Source organism: Actinomadura opuntiae, assembly GCF_030283205.1.
GTDB lineage: Bacteria > Actinomycetota > Actinomycetes > Streptosporangiales > Streptosporangiaceae > Spirillospora.
Map to the genome: position 1 here is coordinate 262,655 of NZ_JASNWF010000016.1, position 19,066 is coordinate 281,720.

Below are 19,066 nucleotides of genomic sequence, written 5' to 3' on the forward strand. Positions count from 1 at the left end.
GTTTGGAATACTCCATGCGTGCGACCCGACTACGACCCTCTTGACGACCCTCCGTGGGCGATGCAGCTGGTGGTACGGGCGGAGAAGGCCGATCCGCCCACCCACGGCGCCGTCTGCGAGGCCGCGGCGGCCGCCGTCGTCCGGCTGCTCACCGACCCGCGCGCCGCCGAGCCCGAGGGGGAGTGGCGGCAGGCGGTGCACGAGTGGGAGGCGCGGCGGATCCGCAAGGTGACGCGGCGGGCGCGCGGCGTGCGCTGGCCGGAGGCGCAGGCGCTGCCGGGCGTGACGGTCGAGCACGCCGGCGCGCAGGTGCGGGCGTTCCCGCCGGGACCGGTCGCCGACGTCCCGCCGCAGTTGGCGAAGCTCCAGGTCGCGGGCCTCGACCTGGAGGACGCCGAGGAGCCGGCGCCGCCGCCCGAGCCGCCGTACGCCGCGCTCGCCCTGAACCCCGACGTGACGATGACGACCGGCAAGGCGGCGGCGCAGTGCGGGCACGCCGCCCAGCTGCTGCTTCGCCAGGGCCGCCGCAAGGACGTCAAGGCGTGGCTCGAGGGCGGCCTGCGCGTCCACCTGACGAGGGACGTTCCGTGGGCGCGCTGCGTGAAGGAGGCGACGGTCGCGGTCCGGGACGGCGGGTTCACCGAGGTGCCGCCGGGGACGATGACGGCCATCGCGTGGATCGTCCGCTGACGTCCGGAACCGCCGCGACGCGCCGGGTCGGCACCGCCGCCGGCGCCGGATCAGCGCCGGGGCAGCCGGTTGAGCGCCGAGAGCGCCAACTCCTGCGTCCGGGTGAGGCGCCGCGGCCCGTCGACCTGACCGGCCTCGGCGGGCTCGCCGGGCGCGGGTGCCGGTACGGCGCCGGCGCGGACCGCCGTACCGCTGCTGACCTGCGCCTTCGCGCTCAGCCCGTAGGAGACGAACAGCAACACCACGAAGCCCGCCAGGTAGAGCAGGTGCTGCAGGAGCCCGCCCCACCGGCCGTTGACGACGTCGAGGACGGCGACCACCGCGAAGCCCGCCATCCAGCCGGTCAGCGGCGGGACGAACCACACGTCGCGGCGCCGGACGATCCCCAGCACGGCGGCCGCGACGAGCAGCGCCTCGACCGCCTTGGCCAGCACCAGCAGCGTCCCGGCGTTCCCCGACCCGAAGTAGTCGCCGAACTCCTCGCGCCGGTCGCCCCACAGCAGCACCGCGCTGAGCAGGCCCGCCACGCCGTACGCGACGAGGAAAACGCCGACCGCGTAGTGCATCCGGTGCCAGGTCTGCACGGCGGAAGGCGGGACGGGAGGCGGGGCGGCAGGCGGGGCCGCGCCGTCCGCCGGTGGCCGCTCGGGCAGCCGCTGGTCGGGCCGGGTCCACTCCGGGTTCGCGCCCGCGCTCGCCATCGCCATCGCCATACGCCCCAACTTCCCCCTTCGAGTGCCATGCGCAACATATCCCGGATGCCGTTCCCGGCCGCCGGGCGCCGCGCCCATTGCGACGCTCGCCGCGCCGGCGGAGTTCGCGGCGGATCGCGCCGTGCGGCCCGCAGTGCTTGCACCCGGGCCGGTGAAGGTGGAGGGTGAGACCTCGTCGGGCCGCGCGGAATCCATGGGGAAGACAGGATGACGCCTGACGATACGGGAACCGCCGCGCCCGCTCGGACGCGGATCGAATATCTGGAAGAGCTCGGCGACGCGCTGGTCCAGCGCGGACTGCGGGTGCGCCTCACCCTGCCCCGCGGCCAGTCGCCCAGCCTGCACGTGATGAATCCGGACGCCTCCGCCCTGACGGAGAACATCCTCGCCGAGCGGGGCGCCGACGGGTGGTGGTACTGGTGGTCGTGGGCGGAGCGCATCGCGCCCGCCGACGACGTCGCCGCCGCGGCCGACCGGGTCGCGCTCGTCCTCGCGGTGCCGTAGCGATCCGGGGGAGTGCGCCCGCGCGGCGGCCGTAGCACACGGTCATGCGGCACCGTCCCGGCGCACTCCGGGGCGCGGCCGCATGACCACGGTGTTCGCCGCCGCGCCGCCCGTCCGCCATGACGGCTCGTACCCGGTACGTGCCCGGTACGTGCCCGGTCGCCGCCCTGCCCGCCGCGCCGCCCTCGCCCGGGTCCCGCGGGAGGTTGACCGCGGGTCGGGCTGAATGTTGAGCCGCCGAACATATGCCCGGTACGGCCTCCGCCGCGCTCCGCCGCGCCGTCCGTGCCCGGTCGGCGGCGCCGTCCGCCGCCGCGCGCCGTTTCCCCCGTGTTGATCTCGCGTTACGGGATTGTTACTGCCGACAACAAATTAGCCGGGTCGCAGGACTGGCGTACCGGACGAGCCGGTCATAAGTTGCGGGACACAACATTCACGCCGGTGGATGTGCCAGCGCGCCCCACCGGCGCTGCGAACTCCTCGGCCGCGCCACGCGGCCACCCCCAAGAAAGGACCCGGGCAATGCGCAAGGGGATCCTCAGCTTCATGGCCCTCTCGGCGGCCGCGGCCCTCACCCTCTCCGCGTGCGGGGACGACAACGGCGGCGACAAGGGCTCAGGCTCCGGCTCCGGCGCGGTGAAGGGCAAGGTCGGCGTGATCCTGCCCGACACCACCTCGTCCGTGCGTTACGAGAGCTTCGACCGGCCCTACCTCGAGCAGGCCTTCAAGGCGGCCGGCGTCCAGTACGACATCCAGAACGCCGAAGGCTCCACGCAGCGGTTCCAGACGATCGCCGACCAGATGATCACCAGCGGCGTCACCGTGCTGATCGTCGACGGCATCGACTCCAACTCCGCCGGCGCCGTGCAGCGCAAGGCGCAGTCGCAGGGCGTCAAGACGATCGACTACGACCGGCTCACCCTCGGCGGCGTGTCCGACTACTACGTCTCCTTCGACAACGTGAAGGTCGGCGAGGAGCTCGGCAAGGGCCTGCAGAAGTGCCTCGGCGGCAAGAGCTCCAACATCGTCTACCTGAACGGCTCGCCGACCGACAACAACGCGACGCTGTTCGCCAAGGGCGCGCACAACGTCCTGGACCAGGTGTCGAACTACAAGAAGGTCGCCGAGCAGGCCGTCCCGGACTGGAAGCCGGACAAGGCCGCGACGATCTTCGAGCAGATGTACACCGAGCAGCACGGCAAGATCGACGGCGTGCTCGCCGCCAACGACGGCCTCGGCAACGCCGCGATCTCCATCCTGAAGAAGAACCAGCAGGCGGGCAAGGTCGCCGTCACCGGCCAGGACGCCACCCTCGAGGGGCTGCAGAACATCCTGGACGGTAACCAGTGCATGACCGTGTACAAGCCGGTCAAGCAGGAGGCCGACGCGGTCGCCAAGCTCGCCGTCGGTCTCATCAAGGGCCAGAAGGGCGAGACCAACGGCACCACGAACGACCCGCAGGGCAAGCGCGACGTCCCCTCGGTGCTGCTGAACCCGATCGGGGTCTTCAAGGACAACGTCAAGCAGGTCACCGGCGACGGGTTCGTCAAGGCCGCCGACCTGTGCAAGGGCGCCTACGCGGCCAAGTGCAAGTCCGCCGGCGTCCAGTGACCGACCGCTGACCCGACGAAGCCGCCCGGGGGGCGGGGGCACCCCTCCCCGGGCGGCGCAGACCCTCGTGGCGGGCCCCGTCCGCTGAGGACGTCCCGGGAGCCCGGAACCCCGGGACGTCCGGGGGCCCGCCACGGGCCCGCGCTACCCCTGGAAGGAATCACGTGGCAGAAAACGGAGACCCCGTCCTCCGCCTGACCGGGCTCAACAAGAGCTTCGGCGCCGTCCATGTGCTGCACGACGTGGACTTCGCCGTGCGGCTGGGCGAGGTGATGGCCCTCGTCGGCGACAACGGCGCGGGCAAGTCGACCCTCATCAAGTGCATCGCCGGCATCTACCCGACCGACTCGGGGACGATCGAGTTCGACGGCCGGCAGGTCAACGTCGACGGTCCCCGGGCCGCGGCCGACCTCGGCATCGAGGTCGTCTACCAGGACCTCGCGCTCGCCGACAACCTCGACATCGTGCAGAACATGTTCCTCGGCCGCGAGCGCCGCAAGGGCATCGTGCTGGACGAGGCGTCCATGGAGGAGGCGGCCCGGCAGACCCTCGCCCGGCTGTCGGTCCGCACCGTCAAGTCGGTGCGCCAGCAGGTCGCGAGCCTGTCGGGCGGGCAGCGGCAGACCGTCGCGATCGCCAAGGCCGCGCTGTGGGAGTCCAAGGTCGTCATCCTGGACGAGCCGACCGCCGCGCTCGGCGTCGCGCAGACCCGGCAGGTGCTCGACCTCGTCCGGCGGCTCGCCGACACCGGGCACGCCGTCGTGCTCATCTCGCACAACATGAACGACGTGTTCGAGGTGGCCGACCGCATCACCGCCCTCTACCTCGGCCGGGTCGCCGCGGACGTGGCCCGCTCCGAGGTCACCCACGGCCAGGTCGTGGAGCTCATCACCGCCGGCCGATCCGGTGATCTCGGCCTCGCGCCGCAGACCGCCGCCGAGAGCATCTGAAAGGGGGACCGAGGTGTCCACCGAACTCCCCGAGGGCAGGGACTCCGCCGTGAAGCTGGCGGACTCCGACTTCGCCGCCGACCGGCGCGAGCACGACGTGCGCTCGGCGCTGCTGGACTACTGGGGCCGCATCCGGGCCGGTGAGCTGGGCGCGCTGCCCGCCATCCTCGGGCTCGCGGCGCTCATCGTGCTGTTCTTCGCGCTGCGGCCCAACACCTTCCTCAGCAACCAGAACATCGCGAACCTGTTCACCCAGGCGCTGCCCATCGTCATCCTGGCCATGGGCCTGGTCTTCGTCCTGCTGCTGGGCGAGATCGACCTGTCGGCGGGCGTGGCGAGCGGCGTCTGCGCGGCCGTGATGGCCAAGCTGATCATCGATGGCGGCCAGCCCTGGTACGTCGCGGTCATCTCCGCGCTCGCGGTCGGCGTCATCGTCGGCACCGCGATCGGCTGGCTGGTCGCGGTCGTGCGCATCCCCTCGTTCGTCGTGTCGCTGGCGTTCTTCCTCGGCATCCAGGGCATCACCCTGAAGCTGATCGGCGAGGGCGGCACGGTGCCCGTCCGCGACGACTTCATCGTCGCGCTGGCCAACAAGAACATGCCGATCTGGCTCGGGTGGGTGCTGGCCGCCGTCTGCGCCGCCGGCTACGCGGGCACGCAGCTGCTGCGCTGGCGCCGCCAGCAGGCCCGCAACCTGCACTCCAAGCCCGTCGAGCTGGTCATCGCCCAGTCGGTCGTCGTGGCGCTGGCGGTGCTGCTCGGCACCTACCTGCTCAGCCAGGACCGCGCGGCCAGCCCGCTGATCTTCCTCGGCGGCGTGCCGTGGGGCGTCCCGCTGGTCGGCGTGCTGCTCATCATCTGCACGTTCGTGCTCGCCCGGACCCCCTACGGCCGGCACATCTACGCGGTCGGCGGCAACGCCGAGGCGGCCCGCCGCGCGGGCATCAACGTCACCCGGATCAGGATCTCCGTCTTCATGATCGCCTCCGGGTTCGCGGCGATCAGCGGCATCGTCGCCGCGGCCCGGCTGAACTCGGTCACCCCCGACGCCGGCGGCGGCAACACCCTGCTGTACGCGGTCGGCGCCGCGGTCATCGGCGGGACGAGCCTGTTCGGCGGGCGCGGCAAGGCCCGCGACGCGGTCCTCGGCGGCCTGGTCATCGCCATCATCGACAACGGTCTCGGGCTGCTCGGCACCAAGGCGTACCTGAGCTTCCTGATCACCGGTGTCGTGCTGCTGCTCGCGGCGAGCATCGACGCGCTGGCCCGGCGCCGGCGCAGCAACACCGGCCGGTGACCCCGTGCCGGCCGACCCCCTGAAGGCCGACCCCCTGAAGGCCGGGCCCCCGAAGGCCGGGACCCCGTGAACGGCCGGGACGCCCGGGAGCCGATGGCGCGCGCCACCGGCTCCCGGGCCCTGCCGTACGGCCCCGCCCTGCCCGCCGGCCCCGCGGAGCCGCGTCCCGGCGGCGCCGCGCGCGTTTCCCGGGCCGCGGACGCTGCTGATACGCTCACTGCCCACGACCGATCGGCGCGCGGCGACGCGGCACGGTGGGAGCCCCTCGGCATGGCAGTGACGCCCGTCCTCGACCTGCGCGGCATCGACAAGAGCTTCGGCTCCGTCAAGGTCCTCCAGGACATCGCCTTCTCGGCCTACCCGGGCGAGGTCACCGCGCTCGTCGGCGACAACGGCGCCGGCAAGACGACGCTGGTCAAGTGCATCGGCGGCATCCACCCGCCGGACGCGGGGGAGTACCGCTTCGAGGGCCGCCCGGTGCGGCTCGGCAGCCCGCGCGACGCCGCCGCCCTCGGCATCGAGGTCGTCCACCAGGACCTCGCGCTCTGCGAGAACCTCGACATCGTCCAGAACCTGTTCCTCGGCCGCGAGCAGCGGCGCGGCATCGCGCTCGACGAGTCCGGGATGGAGGAGCTGGCCCGCAGGACCCTGTCCGGCCTGTCCGTCCGCACGATGGGCTCGGTGCGGCAGAAGATCTCCACGCTGTCGGGCGGGCAGCGGCAGACCGTCGCGATCGCCCGCGCCGTGCTGTGGGACAGCAAGCTCGTCGTGCTGGACGAGCCCGCCGCGGCGCTCGGCGTCGCGCAGACCCAGCAGGTGCTGGAGATCGTCCGGCGGCTCGCCGACAAGGGCCTGGCCGTCGTGCTGATCTCGCACAACATGAACGACGTGTTCGCGGTCTCCGACCGCATCGCCGCGCTGTACCTCGGCCGGATGGTCGCGCAGGTGCGCACCGCCGACGTGACCCACCGGCAGGTCGTCGAGCTGATCACCTCCGGCGTCAGCGGCGATCTGGGGCTGCGGCGATGATGAAGGCGGGCCCGTCACAGGAGGACATCCGGCGGCACAACCTCGGGACGCTGCTGCGCTTCGTGCACCTGCGCGGCCCCGCGTCCCGCGCGACGCTCGCCGAGTCCCTCGGGCTGAACCGCAGCACCATCATGGCGCTGACCTCCGACCTCACCGCCGCCGGCCTCGTGCGCGAGGAGCTGCCGCGCGGTCCCGGGCGGCGCGCCGGGCGGCCGTCCCTGGTGGTGCGGCCCGAGTCGACCCGGGTGTACGTGCTGGCGTTCGAGGTCGGCGTCGACCGGCTCGTCGTCGCCCGCGTCGGGCTCGGCGGCGTCATCCTGGACCGCCGCGAGGGCACCCGCGCCCGCGACTCCGACCCCGCCGAGCTGCTCGGCATGCTCGTCGCGGGCGCCCGCTCGCTGGTGCGCAAGGCCGAGCGCGACGCCGTCTGCGTCGGCGCGGCGCTCGGCTTCCCCGGCACCGTCCGCCGCTCCGACGACACCATCATGTTCGGCCCGAACCTCGACGTCGGCGACCTGCGGCTCGGCGACGCGCTGTCGCGCCGGCTCGGCCTCGGCATCCCGGTGTCGGTGTGCAACGACGCCAACCTCGGCGCGCTCGCCGAGCACGAGCGCGGCGCCGGGGTGAACTGCGACAACCTCATCTACCTGCACGGCGACGTCGGCGTCGGCGGCGGCATCATCGCGCACGGCCGGCTGCTCGGCGGCGACGAGGGCTTCGGCGGCGAGATCGGCCACATGATCGTCAACCCGGGCGGCCGGCCCTGCGCCTGCGGCTCCAAGGGGTGCCTGGAGGCCGAGGTGGGGGAGCGGACGCTGCTCGCCCACGCGGGCCGCGAGGAGCCGGTGAACAAGGCGGGCCGCGACGCCGTCCGCGACGTCGTGGACGCCGCCGACCGCGGCGACATCGTCGCCCGCGAGGCGCTGCACCGCGTCGGCACCTGGCTCGGCCTCGGCGTCGCCAACCTCGTCAACGTCTTCAACCCCGGCCTGGTCATCTTCGGCGGCACGCTGCGCGACATCTACCTCGGCGCCGCCGCCCAGATCCGCAGCGTCCTCGCGACCGGCGCGCTGGACGCGCCCCGCGAGAAGGTCCGGCTCCGCACCGCCGCCCTCGGCGACGACACCACCCTCGTCGGCGCGGCCGAGTTCGCCTTCGCCGAGGTCCTCTCCGACCCCGTCCAGGTCCTCGCCCGCCTCCGCACCGCGGAGGACACGCGCGTCTGATCGTCGGAGGAGGCCGGGTCAGGCGATTCGACCGTAGGCGCCCCGGTAGAAGACGAGCGGGGGGCCGTCGTGGTGTTCGTCCAGGGCGTGGACGCGGGCGACGACGATGACGTGGTCGCCGGCGACGTGCTCCTGCTCGACGGAGCATTCGAGCCAGGCGGGGGCGCCGTCGATGAGCGGGGCGCCGTCCGGGGTTCCGGTCCACTCGATGCCGTCGAACTTGTCGCCGCCCTTGGCGGCCAGCCGCTCGCAGACCTCCAGCTGATGGCCGCCGAGGATGTTGACGCACAGCCGGGCGGCGCCGCGCAGGCGGGGCCACGTGGTGCTGGTGTGGGCGACGCAGAACCCCACGAGCGGCGGATCCAGGGACACGGAGGTGAAGGAGTTCGCGGCGAGCCCGGTCGGGCGTCCCGTGCCGGGGTCCACGGCCGTGATGGCGACCACGCCGGTCGCGAACCGGCCCATCACCTGCCGGAACCGCGCGCCGTCGAGGACGGTCGCCGGCATCGCGGCTCCGTGCGCCATGGACTCGATCCCTTCGGTTGACCACGTGCTTGCTCGGACGTCCGCGGCCAGGGGGCGTGCGGCCGTCATGACCACTAAAGCCCCCGTCCGGGGATGCTGATTCCCAAAGCGGACGATCTCCGTCAAAGGTCCCGGTCCGGTCTCGGTCCCATGACCGAGCCCCGGGCCGGTGGACGGTCCGGGGCTCCGAAGGGCGGGAGGCGCGGCTATGGCCGACGCGCCTCGGCCGGGACGACCAGGGGAACCGCGCTGTACGGGCTGAGGGTCGCGGTGGAGGTCAGGCCGTCCAGGACGAGCCGTCCCGCGCCCGCCATCCGGGCCTTCACCGGCGCGGGCAGCCGCGGCCCCTCCTGCAGGCCGAGCCAGGCGATCCACCCGGCGGCGACGACCGCCCAGTACGAGACCAGCCGGTACAGGCCGACCGCCGCGACGGCCGGGGACAGCGTCGCGCCGAAGGCGACCAGCGACGCGGCCATGCTGCCCTCCACCGCGCCGAGGCCGCCGGGCAGCAGCGGCAGCACGCTGCCCGCCGCCTGCGCGGCGAAGTAGGCGAGCGCGGCCGCGTGCGGGTCGACGTCGATGCCGACCGCGCGGGCCGCGGCCAGCAGCGCCAGGATGTCCAGCACCCAGTTCAGCGTGGAGAGCGTGATCAGCGCGGCCCAGTCGCGCCCGGTCGGGCGCAGCACGTCGCGGACGCCGGCGAGCCGCTCGGCGTGCGGGCCGAGCCGCGGATGCGCCAGCGCGACACGGTACGCCCGGCGCAGCGGCGCCGTCAGCAGCGCGCGCGGGCGCGGCCACCGCAGCAGCGGCACGAGCAGCAGGAGCAGGACGGCCGGCACCGCGAGCGCGGTCAGCGCCGGGCCCCGCGCGTCGCGGTCGGCCAGCAGCGCGACCAGCCCGATCACCGAGTACGCGGTCGTGGTGATGACGCCGCCCGCCAGGATCACGGCCGTGGCGAGCTTCGCCGACGCCCCGCCCCGGCGGAACTGGCGGAAGGTGTAGACGACGCTCACCGCCGGCCCGGCCGGGAGCGTGGTGGACAGCGCGTTGCCCGCGTAGGTGATCGCGAACGCGCGGCGCAGCGGCATCCGCAGCCCGCCGATGCGCAGCAGCCGCCGCTGGAGCCGGGCGAACGCGCCCATGGAGCCCGCCACCGCGAGCACCACCATCGCCAGCCAGCCGGGATCGGCGTGCCGGAAGGACCGCCACATCGCGCCGAGGTCGGGCAGCGAGTCGCGGTAGAGCGGCAGCGCGGCGAGCACCGCGACCAGCACGGACACCTGCAGCAGCAGGCCCGCTCTCCGCCGCCACCAGGGTCGGGAGGGCGCATCCGTCGCGGCGTGCGCACCGCGGTCCGCGCCGCCGTCCGCGCCCGGGTAGAGGTCGTCGGTGGACGGCCCGTCCGTGATCGGCTCGTCTCGTCGTGGCCCGTCCGGGACCGGACGGGCTGATGCGACGTCGGCCGGGGGGTGTGCCGGTGCCGCGACTGTCTCCTGCATGTCCCGGTCACCTCGCAAGTTCGCCCGCCCTGCGCAACCTACGGCTTCGGTATGACATTCCCCGGAAGCAGGTAACGAATCCACAAAGTGATCTTTGCCACGGCTGACCGGGGACCGGTCCGGCCGGAGGATCCGTGGGAGGGGTCGCCCCGCACGGCCCGCCGGCGGATCAGGGGCGGATCAGGGGCGGCGGGTCGGGTTGACGGCGTCGGACTCGGCGGCGGTGTCGGGCCGCGGCCGCTCCTCGTCGTCGCCCCGGTCCGCCTCCCGCTCGTAGTCGGTGATGCTGACCCCGTCCGCGCTCGGCTGCGGATCCTCGATCCTCAGGTCGTCCGGCGGGTCGGTCACGTACTCCTCGGTCAGGCCGATCTGGATGTCCTGATCGTTGTCGCCCATGTCGTCGATGTCCTCGCGGAAGTCGCGCGTCTCACCGGGCTTGCGTGCCCTCATGTGCCCCTCCCCGGTCGTGTCTGATTCGTCCGATCAGACCGGTATCCCCGATACCGCCGCGCCTACTCACGGTGCCTGGCGGAGGTGGCCGCGGTCACGGACGGCCACGAGCCCGCCGACCACGCCGACGTAGGCGGTCCCGTTCGGGCCGATGGTGACCGGCGCCCAGTTGTTGTCGAACCACTTGCCGGTGCCGGTCAGCACCTTGTAGACGGTCCTGCCCGTGTGCACGTCCACGGCGGTGAGGTACCAGGCGTCGATGAGGTCCTTGCGCGGCTCCTTCGTGTACAGGTAGAGCAGCCCGGCCGGGACGGACACCTTCGCGACCGTGGACGGCGACCGCTCCGGGCTCGTCCAGACCGTGCGGCAGCCCTTGCCGTCCGCGTTCACGTCCACCCGGCTCACCCCGCCCGTGGACGACCCGCCGGGCGGCAGCTCGAAGAAGTTGCGGTAGCCGTAGTTGTTCTCCACGAACAGGCTGCTGCCGTAACCGATGAGCGAGTTGTCCGTCGCGCTCGCACCGCTGTTGAAGACGGGCACCTGGCAGACCAGCCCGCCGTCGCCCCGGCGCCGCACGATCACGTGCATCCGGTCGTCGGCGTTGTCGGTGATCGCCACGTACTTCTTGCCGAGGAATGTCGGGGTCGTCCCGGAACCCTGGTCGATCTGCCCCGGCTTGCGTCCGGTGCCGCGGTCGTAGGTCTCGCGCCACAGCACCTTCGGCGTGCCGTCCGGTCCCGCCTTCATCCGGTAGAGCGCGTGGTCGGAGACGATCGACACGCCGTCAGCGGCGGCGGCGAACGAGTTCTGGATCTGCTCGTCCGGCAGCCGCGTCATCTTCACCGCGCCCGACTGCGGGTTCACGGTGCCGATCCGTCCGGCGCGGGTGATCCACCAGATCAGGCCCGTCCAGTCCGGGCCGACCGCGGTGATGGGGTCGCACTCGCCCTTCGGCCACGGGTTCGTCCAGGTGGCACAGTCGTGCGGAAGGTAGCGCGACAGGTCCCAGTCGTCGGTGACCGTGAACCGCCACGAGCCGTTCGCCGCCTTCTCGTGCGCGAACCGGCGCAGATGGAACTGCGAGTCCGCCAGCACCGCCCGGTCCTGCGGGTCGAGGTAGTAGTACGCGCCGCCGGACGTGTCGGTGAAGACCTTGTCGAGGCTGCCGGAGAACACCGCCTGCACCGTGGACGACCTGGGCGGCAGCGGGTAGGTGGCGAGGTCCTTCAACGTCGCCGGGTCGATCAGCCGCAGCATGAAGTTCTGGCCCTTCGTGCACTGCGCGACGATCAGTCTCGTCCGCTTCGCGAAGGTGACCGTCGAGCACAGCCCCGGCAGCCCGCCGCCCTTGGCCTCGTTGAGCACCTGCGGGTTCCAGCCCAGCGGCCCCATGAAGGGATAGGTGTCGGAGGCGTAGCTGTCGGCGTGCATCGACGACGTGCCGACCGGCCCCTGGTGCGGGTTCGCCGGAACCGGTTCGCCGGCCAGCGGCTTCGGTGTCGCCGGACCGCCGATGTACTGCGGGACCAGGCCCTTCCCCGGACCGTCCGGGATGGCATCGCCGGCCGCGGGGACGGCGGCGGCGCCGAGCAGGACGGCCGACAGGGCGGAGGCGACGAGCGGTCTGCGCATGGAGGGCTCCTAAACCGGGACGAGGGCGGCCCCGGTCGCGCCCTCCGGGACTGGTTCCGCCGCGTAAACGGATCATCGTGCGCGATGCCCGGATGGTTACGATTTCCGGCATGGCCCTACAAGCGGTGATCTTCGACTGGGGCGGCACGCTGACCCCCTGGCACGACGTCGAACTGCCCGACATGTGGCGCGCGATCTGCTCCGCGCACCTGCCGCCCGACAGCGTCGAGACGGTCGTGGCCGCGCTCGCCGAGGCCGAGCTCGAGCTGTGGCGGCGCGGTACCGAGGAGCACCGCAGCGCGACCCTCTCCGACCTGTTCGCGCTGGCCGGCGTGGAGCCCACCGACGCCCTGCTCGACACCCACTTCGAGACGTGGACCCCGCACACCTGGACCGACCCCGCCGTCCCCGGCCTGCTGCGCGCCCTGCGCGAGCGCGGCATCAAGGTCGGCGTGCTGTCCAACACCATGTGGAGCCGCGAGGTGCACGAGCGGATCTTCGCCCGCGACGACGTCCTCGACCTGCTCGACGGCGCCGTCTACTCCAGCGAGATCCCCTGGACCAAGCCGCACGCCGAGGCGTTCCGCGCCGCCATGGAGGCGGTCGGCGCCACCGACCCCGCCTCCTGCGTCTTCGTCGGCGACCGCCCCTACGACGACATCCACGGCGCCAAGGCCGTCGGGCTGCGCGCCGTCCAGATCTGGCACCAGACGACGCACGCGTTCACCCGCCCCGGACTCACGCCGCCGGACGCGCTGATCCACGAGATCGGCGAGCTGCTCCCGCACGTGGAGGCCTGGCACGCGTCCTAGAAAACGGCCCGCGTCCCAGGCCCGCGTCCCAGGAGGTCAGGGCTTGCGCGCGACGATGAGGTCGCGGGAGATCGCCTGGTCGACGCGGTGCCGGAACCCCAGATAGGCGTCGGAGTCCTGCACCTCCAGCCCGCTGGAGGCCAGGATCTCCGCCAGCTCCTCGCGGCGCCCGACGAAGGTGTTCCACGAGATCCCGATGGCGCCGCCGGGCCGCAGCAGCCGCGCCCATCCCGGCACCGCGGCGTCCAGCAGTTCCACCGGGCTGCGCGACAGTTGCTGTTTGCGGCCCGGCTGCGCGCCCTTGGCCCGGCTGCCGTGCTGCACGCCGTACGGCGCGTCCGTCACTATCAGGTCGAACGAGCGGGGCCGGAAGAACTTCTCCGCCCCGACCGAGTCGGCGTTCACGACGGTGATCTCCATCGTCTCGCCGCTCTTGTACAGCTCCTTGGACGCCCCGAGCGTGACGTGCAGCCGCCGTCCGAGCACCGCCTTCTCCCGCCGGACGCTCGTGATCTCCGCCTGGTGCTTCACGCGATTGTTCTTCAGCCAGGTCTTGATGAACGCCGCGTAGGCGTCGAAGTCCTTGCCGTCGATGTCGATGCCCGCCGCGTCCAGCCCGTACATCATGGCCTGGTTCAGCGTCGTGCCCCGCCCGCACATCGGGTCGAGCAGACGAGGCCTGCCGGTCACCAGGTCCATGGGGGAGTCGGTGGCCATCGCGGTGACGTTCAGCAGCAACTTCGTGAAGTACTCGTTGGTCTTCCCGGAGTACTTCTGGATGGTCAGCAGATCGCTGCCGAACAGGTCCAGCGGCTTCAGCTCGACCGGCCGGAGCAGTTCACCCTCGATCTCGAACAACGCGTACAAGGACGACAGGTTCGACAGCAGCCGGACGTCGGTCTCGGTGAGTTCGTCGGCCGAGAACGTCACGTAGGGGACGCCGCCGATGGACGTCTCCTCGATGTCGCGGACGCGCCCGCCGAGCGCCCGCTCGCCGAACACCGCCAGCTCGGCCTTCACCAGGCCCGCCGCGGCCTGCGCGTAGACCCGGTTGTGCGAGGGGGAGACGAGGAGGCCGTACGAAGTCACCGCAGGACATTAGCAGTTCGCAGGCGAGGAGAGGCCGCCGGGAAAATCCTCCCCGGCGGCCTCCGCACGGCCCATGTGCGGGCCGTTCCTCCCCGGTCAGCCCGTCCGGACGCGCCTGCGTCCGGACCTTCGGGATTTGCGCGTCTCGCGGTGCCCCGGTGCCTCGCCCCCGGCCCGCTCCACCTCGCGGGCCGCACGGTCCACGCCCGTCTCGTCCGGGACGGACGGGACCGCAGGCGCGTGCTCGGCCTCAGCCGGCCGGACGGCGTTCGCCGACTCGGCGGCCGGAAGCGCGAGCGGGGCACCGGACGCGGCCTCGACCTCGGCGGGACGGGCCGCCGGCTCCACCGCCGGAAGGTCCGGCAGGTGCCGCGCCGCGGCCGACAGGAGTACCTGCACCTGGCTTTTCAGGCTGGCAAGATCGGCGCGCGCGACGGCGGCCTGCGCCTTGGCCCGGCGCGCCTGGCGGCGGGCCTCGTCGCGCTCGGCTGCGAGCTGGTTCAGCTGCTCGCGGTAGGCGGCGCGCAGCTCGTCCAGGGCACTGGGCGTGCGGGTGCCGGGCACGTCGGTCCCGTGCCGTTGCGGGGTGCTGGTCATGGCGGGTCTGGGCTCCTCCCCCGAGTGGTCCAGTGCAATGGCGACAACGCGTACATGGGGCGCATTCGTTCCCGGCGTGCGGGAGATCACTCACCCGGTTCCGGACGAGGCGCGAGGGCCGTCGCGGGCAGGCCGGGAAAGGCGTCCGGAGGGGCGCCCTCGCCCGCGTTCGCCCGCCACCTCGCCGACCGCGCCATGGTCCGCTCGGCGGCGTCGGCGGCGAAGACGCGCAGGTCGGCGGCGGAGGCGCCGGCGAGGCCGACGTAGGCGGGGACGAGGCCGTCCTCCAGCGCGGCGGCGAGCCGGGCGGCGCTGCGCGTGCTGGTGACCTTGACCGGCAGCCGGTACCCGGCCGCGGCGGCGACCGGCTCCACCGACAGGATGGAGATCAGCTTGTCGCGCTGCGCGCGGTGGGCCTCCCAGTACGCCTTCGCGGTCTGCTGCAGGGTGCCGCGCAGCTTGCCGCCGAGGACCCCGTAGCCGTACACGGCGGCGTGCTCGGCGGCCAGCGCCTTCTGGATCGCCTCAGCGCCGGACGCGGCCGGATCGGCGGGCGGATGGGCGTGCACCGTCGCGGCGTGGCCCGCCTCGCAGGCACCGATGCTCGCCAGCAGCTGCGCCAGCCCCGGCGGGGCCTTGGCGGTGTCGGCCCGGCGGGCGGTGGCGGCGCGGTCCTCGGCCAGCCGCAGCGCGGACATGATCTGCCCCGCGCCGTCGGGCAGCTCGGCCGCGTGCGGCGGCGGGATCGTGCCGCCCTCGCGCGCCCTGTTCCCCGATCCGGGCACGTAGTGCCGCTTCAACACGGCCAGGTGCCGCCGGTGGTGCGCCAGGACGGGATCGATGCGGCGGGCCAGCGACGCCTCCGCGGCCTTCGCCGCCTCGTAGGTGGCGATGAGGTCCTGCTCGGAGGTGATCGCGCCGACGAGCGTCGACACGTCGAGGCGGGGGCCGGCCGCCTCCGCCGCGCAGCCGGCCAGCCAGGGCAGTGCCAGCACGGCGCCGCCGCCCAGCAGCAGACCCCGGCGCGACACGGTGCCCGGCGGGCGCGGAACGGCCTCTGGCAAGGGAGTCTCCTCACCCGGTGGTGTGGTGGTGGCGGCCCTCGCCGCGCCGCCGGCGCCGTGCCGGTCGCCGGACGCGTCCATCGGGCCAGCTCAAGCATTCCATATCCGGCGCGCCGGTGAGCTGTTCGAAAGGCCGCTGAGGTGTCCGGCTCTCGATAGTCTTGAGGAGTCAGCGGACAAGCGGTGACTTCAGCGACAGGTCCCGCCGCCCTCACCGGGCGGGCGGGAAGGCACAACAGGAGGTGGGTCCCATGAGCGTCGAGTCCCGCGGTGGCCGCGCTCAGGGGGGCCGCGCCCGAGGCGGCCGCGGCGACGCGCCCGCGCGACCGCCCCGCGACGCCGCCATCGCCGAGCTGACCGCGCTGCTCACGCCCGCGGTCGCGGCGGCGGGCTTCGACCTGGAGGAGGTCGACGTGCGGCCCGCCGGGCGCCGCCGGCTCGTCAAGATCGTGGTGGACGGCGACGGCGGCGTGGGCCTGGACGACATCGCGCGGCTGAGCGAGAAGGCCTCCGCGCTGCTGGACGAGTCCGACGTGATGGGCACCTCGCCGTACGTGCTGGAGGTGACCTCGCCCGGCGTCGACCGTCCCCTCACCGAGCCGCGGCACTGGCGCCGCGCCGTCGGCAGGCTGGTCGTCGCCCCGCTGGCCGAGGGCGGCCAGGTCGAGGGCCGCGTGGTGGCGGCCGACGACGAGGCCGTCGAGATCGACGTCGCCCCGGTCCGGGCCAAGGGGTCCGGCAAGGGCGGCGGCAAGTCCGCCGGACCGGGGGACACCGGGACGCGGCGCCGCCGGTTCGGCCACGGCGAGCTGGGGCGCGGCCGCGTCCAGGTGGAGTTCAAGCCGCCCGTTCCGCCCGGCGAGGCCGAGGAAACGCGTTCTCCGGCTGAGCCGGACTAGAGGGGGGAACCTCGTGGACATCGACATGACCGCCCTGCGGGGTCTGGAGAGCGAGAAGGACATCTCGCTCGACGTGGCCGTCAAGGCCATCGAAGACGCCCTGCTGATCGCCTACCACCGGACGGAGGGCGCGGCGCCGCGCGCACGCGTCGAGCTGGACCGCAAGAGCGGGCACGTGACCGTGTGGGCGACCGAGACCGACGAGGAGGGCAACGCCCTCCGCGAGTACGACGACACCCCGACCGGTTTCGGCCGGATCGCGGCGACGACCGCCAAGCAGGTCATCCTGCAGCGGCTGCGCGACGCCGAGGACGAGCTGACGTTCGGCGAGTACGCCGGGCGCGAGGGCGACATCGTCAGCGGCATCATCCAGCAGGGCAAGGACCCGCGGAACGTGCTGGTCGACCTCGGCCGGCTCGAGGCCGTGCTGCCGCCGCAGGAGCAGGTCGCCGGCGAGCGCTACGACCACGGCGAGCGGCTGCGCGCCTACGTCGTGCAGGTGCGCAAGGGCCACCGCGGCCCGTCGGTGCAGCTGTCGCGCACCCACCCGAACCTCGTGCGCAAGCTGTTCGCGCTGGAGGTCCCGGAGATCGCCGACGGCACCGTGGAGATCGCCGCGATCGCCCGCGAGGCCGGCCACCGCACCAAGATCGCGGTCCGGTCGCGCAAGCCGGGCGTCAACGCCAAGGGCGCCTGCATCGGCCCGCTCGGCAGCCGGGTCCGCAACGTGATGGCCGAGCTGCACGGCGAGAAGATCGACATCGTCGACTGGTCGGACGACCCGGCCGAGTTCGTCGGGAATGCGCTGTCCCCGGCGCGCGTTTCAGCGGTCGAGGTGGTCGACCTCGACGGCCGCGTGGCACGGGTGATCGTCCCCGATTACCAGCTCTCCCTGGCGATCGGCAAGGAGGGGCAGAACGCCCGGCTCGCGGCCCGGCTCACCGGCTGGCGGATCGACATCCGGTCCGACACCGAGCCGGCGCCGGCCCGGCCCGCGAGCGAGCCGGACCGGGGCGCGGACGAGACCTCCGCGAAGACGGCCGAGGCCGGCGATTCCGGATCTTCCGCATCGGGAGAGCATGCGACAGGTCCCGCCGACGCCTCGGCGCGGTAGACTCATGGAACGTGGCCGGGCGGCTCCACAACGCACGTGTGTGGGCTGCCGGGTTCGCACGGCCAAGTCCGACCTGTTGCGCCTGGTGGTGGTCGAGGGCGAGATCGTCCCCGACCCCCGCGGGCGGCTCCCGGGGCGGGGGGCGCATCTGCACCCCGATCCGAGGTGCCTCGATCTCGCCGAGCGACGTCGGGCGTTCCCGAGGGCGTTCCGCCTTCCGGGTCCGCTCGACGGCAGTGCGCTGCGGGACCGGCTTGCGGCGAACGCCGCGCAGCAGCAGGATGGCCGAATGGTAAGCGACGTCTAGTCGGAAGCAGGTCGAGATTGCTATGAGCGCTCGATGAGCACGCCGCGATGAGTACGGCAGGTTAACGACGGTCCGGTGGCCGCACCCCCGGACCGAGTAGGGAGTGCAGTGGCCAAGGTCCGGGTTTACGAACTCGCCAAGGAGTTCGGTGTCGAGAGCAAGGTCGTCATGGCCAAGCTCCAGGAAATGGGCGAGTTCGTACGATCGGCGTCCTCCACGATCGAGGCGCCGGTCGTTCGCAGGCTTACCGAAGCCTTCTCCAACGGTTCGTCCTCCAAGCAGGGGGACAGGCGCGTAGGCGGTCAGAAGCGGCCCCAGGGGCCGCGCCCGTCCGCGCCGCGACCCGGCCCGCCCGCAGGCGGGTCGGAATCCTCATCTCAGGGCGCGCGCCCGCAGGCCCCGCGGCCCGCCGGTCCGCGCCCCGGTCAGGGCGGCCCCGCGCCGGCCGGCTCCGGTCAGGGCGGCCCCGCGCCGCGTCCCGCCGGCGGCCCCAGTGGTCCCGGTGGTCCCGCCGGTTCCGGGCCGAGGCCGGGTCCGAGGCCCGTCCCGCCCGCGCCGAGCACGCCGGTCACGCCGGTGCCGCAGGTCCCGGCGGCCAAGGCCCCGAGCGCCCCGCCGTCCGGCGGCCAGGGCGCCCCGGCCGGTCCCGCCGGTCCGCGTCCGGGCCCCCGCACGCCCAAGCCGGGCCCGCGTCCGGGCCCCCGCTCCGGCGGCCAGGGCGGCGGCGGAGGCCGTCCGCGTCCGGGCAACAACCCGTTCAGCTCGACCAACACCGGCATGGGCCAGGCGCCCAAGCCGGGCCCGCGTCCCGGCCCGCGGCCGGGCGGTGACCGCCCCGAGCGCGACGAGCGCCCGCGCGGCGGAGACCGTCCCGGCGGTCCGCGTCCGGGCGGTCCGCGTCCCGGCGCCCCGGGCGCCGGCGGCCCGCGCCCGAACCCCGGCGGCATGCCGCCGCGTCCGGGCGGCCCGCGGCCGAGCCCGATGAACATGCCGTCCTCGCGGCCGGCCGGCGCCCCCGGGCGCGGCGGTCCCGGTGGGGGCGGCGGCGGCCGCGGTCC

General features: G+C 73.6%; 20 protein-coding genes. 12 read left to right on the forward strand and 8 right to left on the reverse strand.

The window, feature by feature from the left end; translation table 11 throughout:
• The first annotated feature begins 18 nt into the window (after nucleotides 1-18).
• The gene (locus QP089_RS32295) at nucleotides 19-690 is read left to right on the forward strand and encodes an aminoacyl-tRNA hydrolase (protein WP_285916712.1); all 672 of its coding nucleotides are present in this window, start codon (nucleotides 19-21) and stop codon (nucleotides 688-690) included.
• Between the two features lie 50 nt (nucleotides 691-740).
• Here the strand turns inward: QP089_RS32295 and QP089_RS32300 are convergent, their stop codons facing one another.
• Nucleotides 741-1,403, reverse strand: a complete 663-nt coding sequence (locus QP089_RS32300) for a hypothetical protein (protein ID WP_285916715.1) — start codon at nucleotides 1,401-1,403, stop codon at nucleotides 741-743.
• Between the two features lie 207 nt (nucleotides 1,404-1,610).
• Between QP089_RS32300 and QP089_RS32305 the strand changes: the two genes are divergently transcribed.
• The 6 genes from QP089_RS32305 (at nucleotide 1,611) to QP089_RS32330 (ending at nucleotide 8,020) form a co-directional block, all read left to right on the forward strand.
• The gene (locus tag QP089_RS32305; RefSeq protein ID WP_285916717.1) at nucleotides 1,611-1,907 is read left to right on the forward strand and encodes a hypothetical protein; all 297 of its coding nucleotides are present in this window, start codon (nucleotides 1,611-1,613) and stop codon (nucleotides 1,905-1,907) included.
• Between the two features lie 522 nt (nucleotides 1,908-2,429).
• Nucleotides 2,430-3,518 (forward strand): sugar ABC transporter substrate-binding protein, encoded by a 1,089-nt coding sequence (locus QP089_RS32310; protein WP_285916718.1) that lies wholly within the window; start codon nucleotides 2,430-2,432, stop codon nucleotides 3,516-3,518.
• A 164-nt stretch (nucleotides 3,519-3,682) separates the two neighbouring features.
• Entirely contained in the window at nucleotides 3,683-4,468 is a 786-nt protein-coding gene (locus QP089_RS32315) for an ATP-binding cassette domain-containing protein (protein WP_285916720.1), read from the forward strand.
• A gap of 13 nt (nucleotides 4,469-4,481) precedes the next feature.
• Nucleotides 4,482-5,765: a sugar ABC transporter permease gene (locus QP089_RS32320; RefSeq protein WP_285916722.1), complete on the forward strand. Its 1,284-nt coding sequence runs from the start codon at nucleotides 4,482-4,484 to the stop codon at nucleotides 5,763-5,765.
• A gap of 270 nt (nucleotides 5,766-6,035) precedes the next feature.
• The gene (locus QP089_RS32325; RefSeq protein WP_285916724.1) at nucleotides 6,036-6,794 is read left to right on the forward strand and encodes an ATP-binding cassette domain-containing protein; all 759 of its coding nucleotides are present in this window, start codon (nucleotides 6,036-6,038) and stop codon (nucleotides 6,792-6,794) included.
• A complete protein-coding gene (locus tag QP089_RS32330) occupies nucleotides 6,794-8,020 on the forward strand; it encodes an ROK family transcriptional regulator (RefSeq protein WP_285916763.1) in 1,227 nt (408 codons plus the stop codon). Before QP089_RS32325 ends, QP089_RS32330 begins: the two co-directional genes overlap by 1 nt.
• An 18-nt stretch (nucleotides 8,021-8,038) precedes the next feature.
• On the opposite strand, the gene QP089_RS32335 is transcribed toward QP089_RS32330, so the two are convergent.
• The 4 genes from QP089_RS32335 to QP089_RS32350 all read right to left on the reverse strand — a co-directional run bounded on the left by QP089_RS32335 (nucleotide 8,039) and on the right by QP089_RS32350 (nucleotide 12,126).
• Nucleotides 8,039-8,545: a flavin reductase family protein gene (locus QP089_RS32335; RefSeq protein ID WP_285916726.1), complete on the reverse strand. Its 507-nt coding sequence runs from the start codon at nucleotides 8,543-8,545 to the stop codon at nucleotides 8,039-8,041.
• Nucleotides 8,546-8,751: 206 nt separating this feature from the next.
• Nucleotides 8,752-10,044 (reverse strand): lysylphosphatidylglycerol synthase transmembrane domain-containing protein, encoded by a 1,293-nt coding sequence (locus QP089_RS32340; protein ID WP_285916727.1) that lies wholly within the window; start codon nucleotides 10,042-10,044, stop codon nucleotides 8,752-8,754.
• A gap of 180 nt (nucleotides 10,045-10,224) precedes the next feature.
• Nucleotides 10,225-10,494 carry a hypothetical protein gene (locus QP089_RS32345; RefSeq protein ID WP_285916729.1) on the reverse strand — a complete coding sequence of 90 codons (270 nt, stop codon included), beginning with the start codon at nucleotides 10,492-10,494 and terminating at the stop codon, nucleotides 10,225-10,227.
• A gap of 66 nt (nucleotides 10,495-10,560) precedes the next feature.
• The gene (locus tag QP089_RS32350) at nucleotides 10,561-12,126 is read right to left on the reverse strand and encodes an NHL repeat-containing protein (protein ID WP_285916731.1); all 1,566 of its coding nucleotides are present in this window, start codon (nucleotides 12,124-12,126) and stop codon (nucleotides 10,561-10,563) included.
• Between the two features lie 110 nt (nucleotides 12,127-12,236).
• Here QP089_RS32350 and QP089_RS32355 point away from each other — a divergent pair, with 110 nt between their 5' ends.
• Nucleotides 12,237-12,938 carry an HAD family hydrolase gene (locus tag QP089_RS32355; RefSeq protein ID WP_285916732.1) on the forward strand — a complete coding sequence of 234 codons (702 nt, stop codon included), beginning with the start codon at nucleotides 12,237-12,239 and terminating at the stop codon, nucleotides 12,936-12,938.
• Between the two features lie 36 nt (nucleotides 12,939-12,974).
• Here the strand turns inward: QP089_RS32355 and QP089_RS32360 are convergent, their stop codons facing one another.
• From QP089_RS32360 to QP089_RS32370, 3 genes are all read right to left on the reverse strand, one after another.
• Nucleotides 12,975-14,027, reverse strand: a complete 1,053-nt coding sequence (locus QP089_RS32360; protein WP_285916734.1) for a TRM11 family SAM-dependent methyltransferase — start codon at nucleotides 14,025-14,027, stop codon at nucleotides 12,975-12,977.
• 96 nt (nucleotides 14,028-14,123) lie between these two features.
• Nucleotides 14,124-14,624, reverse strand: coding sequence for a hypothetical protein (locus QP089_RS32365; protein ID WP_285916736.1), 501 nt, complete (start codon nucleotides 14,622-14,624; stop codon nucleotides 14,124-14,126).
• A gap of 86 nt (nucleotides 14,625-14,710) precedes the next feature.
• The gene (locus tag QP089_RS32370) at nucleotides 14,711-15,688 is read right to left on the reverse strand and encodes a ferritin-like domain-containing protein (protein WP_285916738.1); all 978 of its coding nucleotides are present in this window, start codon (nucleotides 15,686-15,688) and stop codon (nucleotides 14,711-14,713) included.
• A gap of 251 nt (nucleotides 15,689-15,939) precedes the next feature.
• On the opposite strand from QP089_RS32370, the gene rimP reads away from it, so the two are divergent.
• The 4 genes from rimP to QP089_RS32390 form a co-directional block, all read left to right on the forward strand.
• Nucleotides 15,940-16,587: a ribosome maturation factor RimP gene (rimP, locus tag QP089_RS32375; RefSeq protein ID WP_285916739.1), complete on the forward strand. Its 648-nt coding sequence runs from the start codon at nucleotides 15,940-15,942 to the stop codon at nucleotides 16,585-16,587.
• A 25-nt stretch (nucleotides 16,588-16,612) separates the two neighbouring features.
• A complete protein-coding gene (gene nusA / locus QP089_RS32380) occupies nucleotides 16,613-17,701 on the forward strand; it encodes a transcription termination factor NusA (protein ID WP_285916765.1) in 1,089 nt (362 codons plus the stop codon).
• A 4-nt stretch (nucleotides 17,702-17,705) separates the two neighbouring features.
• Nucleotides 17,706-18,008 (forward strand): YlxR family protein, encoded by a 303-nt coding sequence (locus QP089_RS32385; protein WP_285916741.1) that lies wholly within the window; start codon nucleotides 17,706-17,708, stop codon nucleotides 18,006-18,008.
• Between the two features lie 108 nt (nucleotides 18,009-18,116).
• The coding region (locus tag QP089_RS32390) for a translation initiation factor IF-2 N-terminal domain-containing protein (protein ID WP_285916742.1) at nucleotides 18,117-19,066 on the forward strand (950 nt) is incomplete at its 3' end.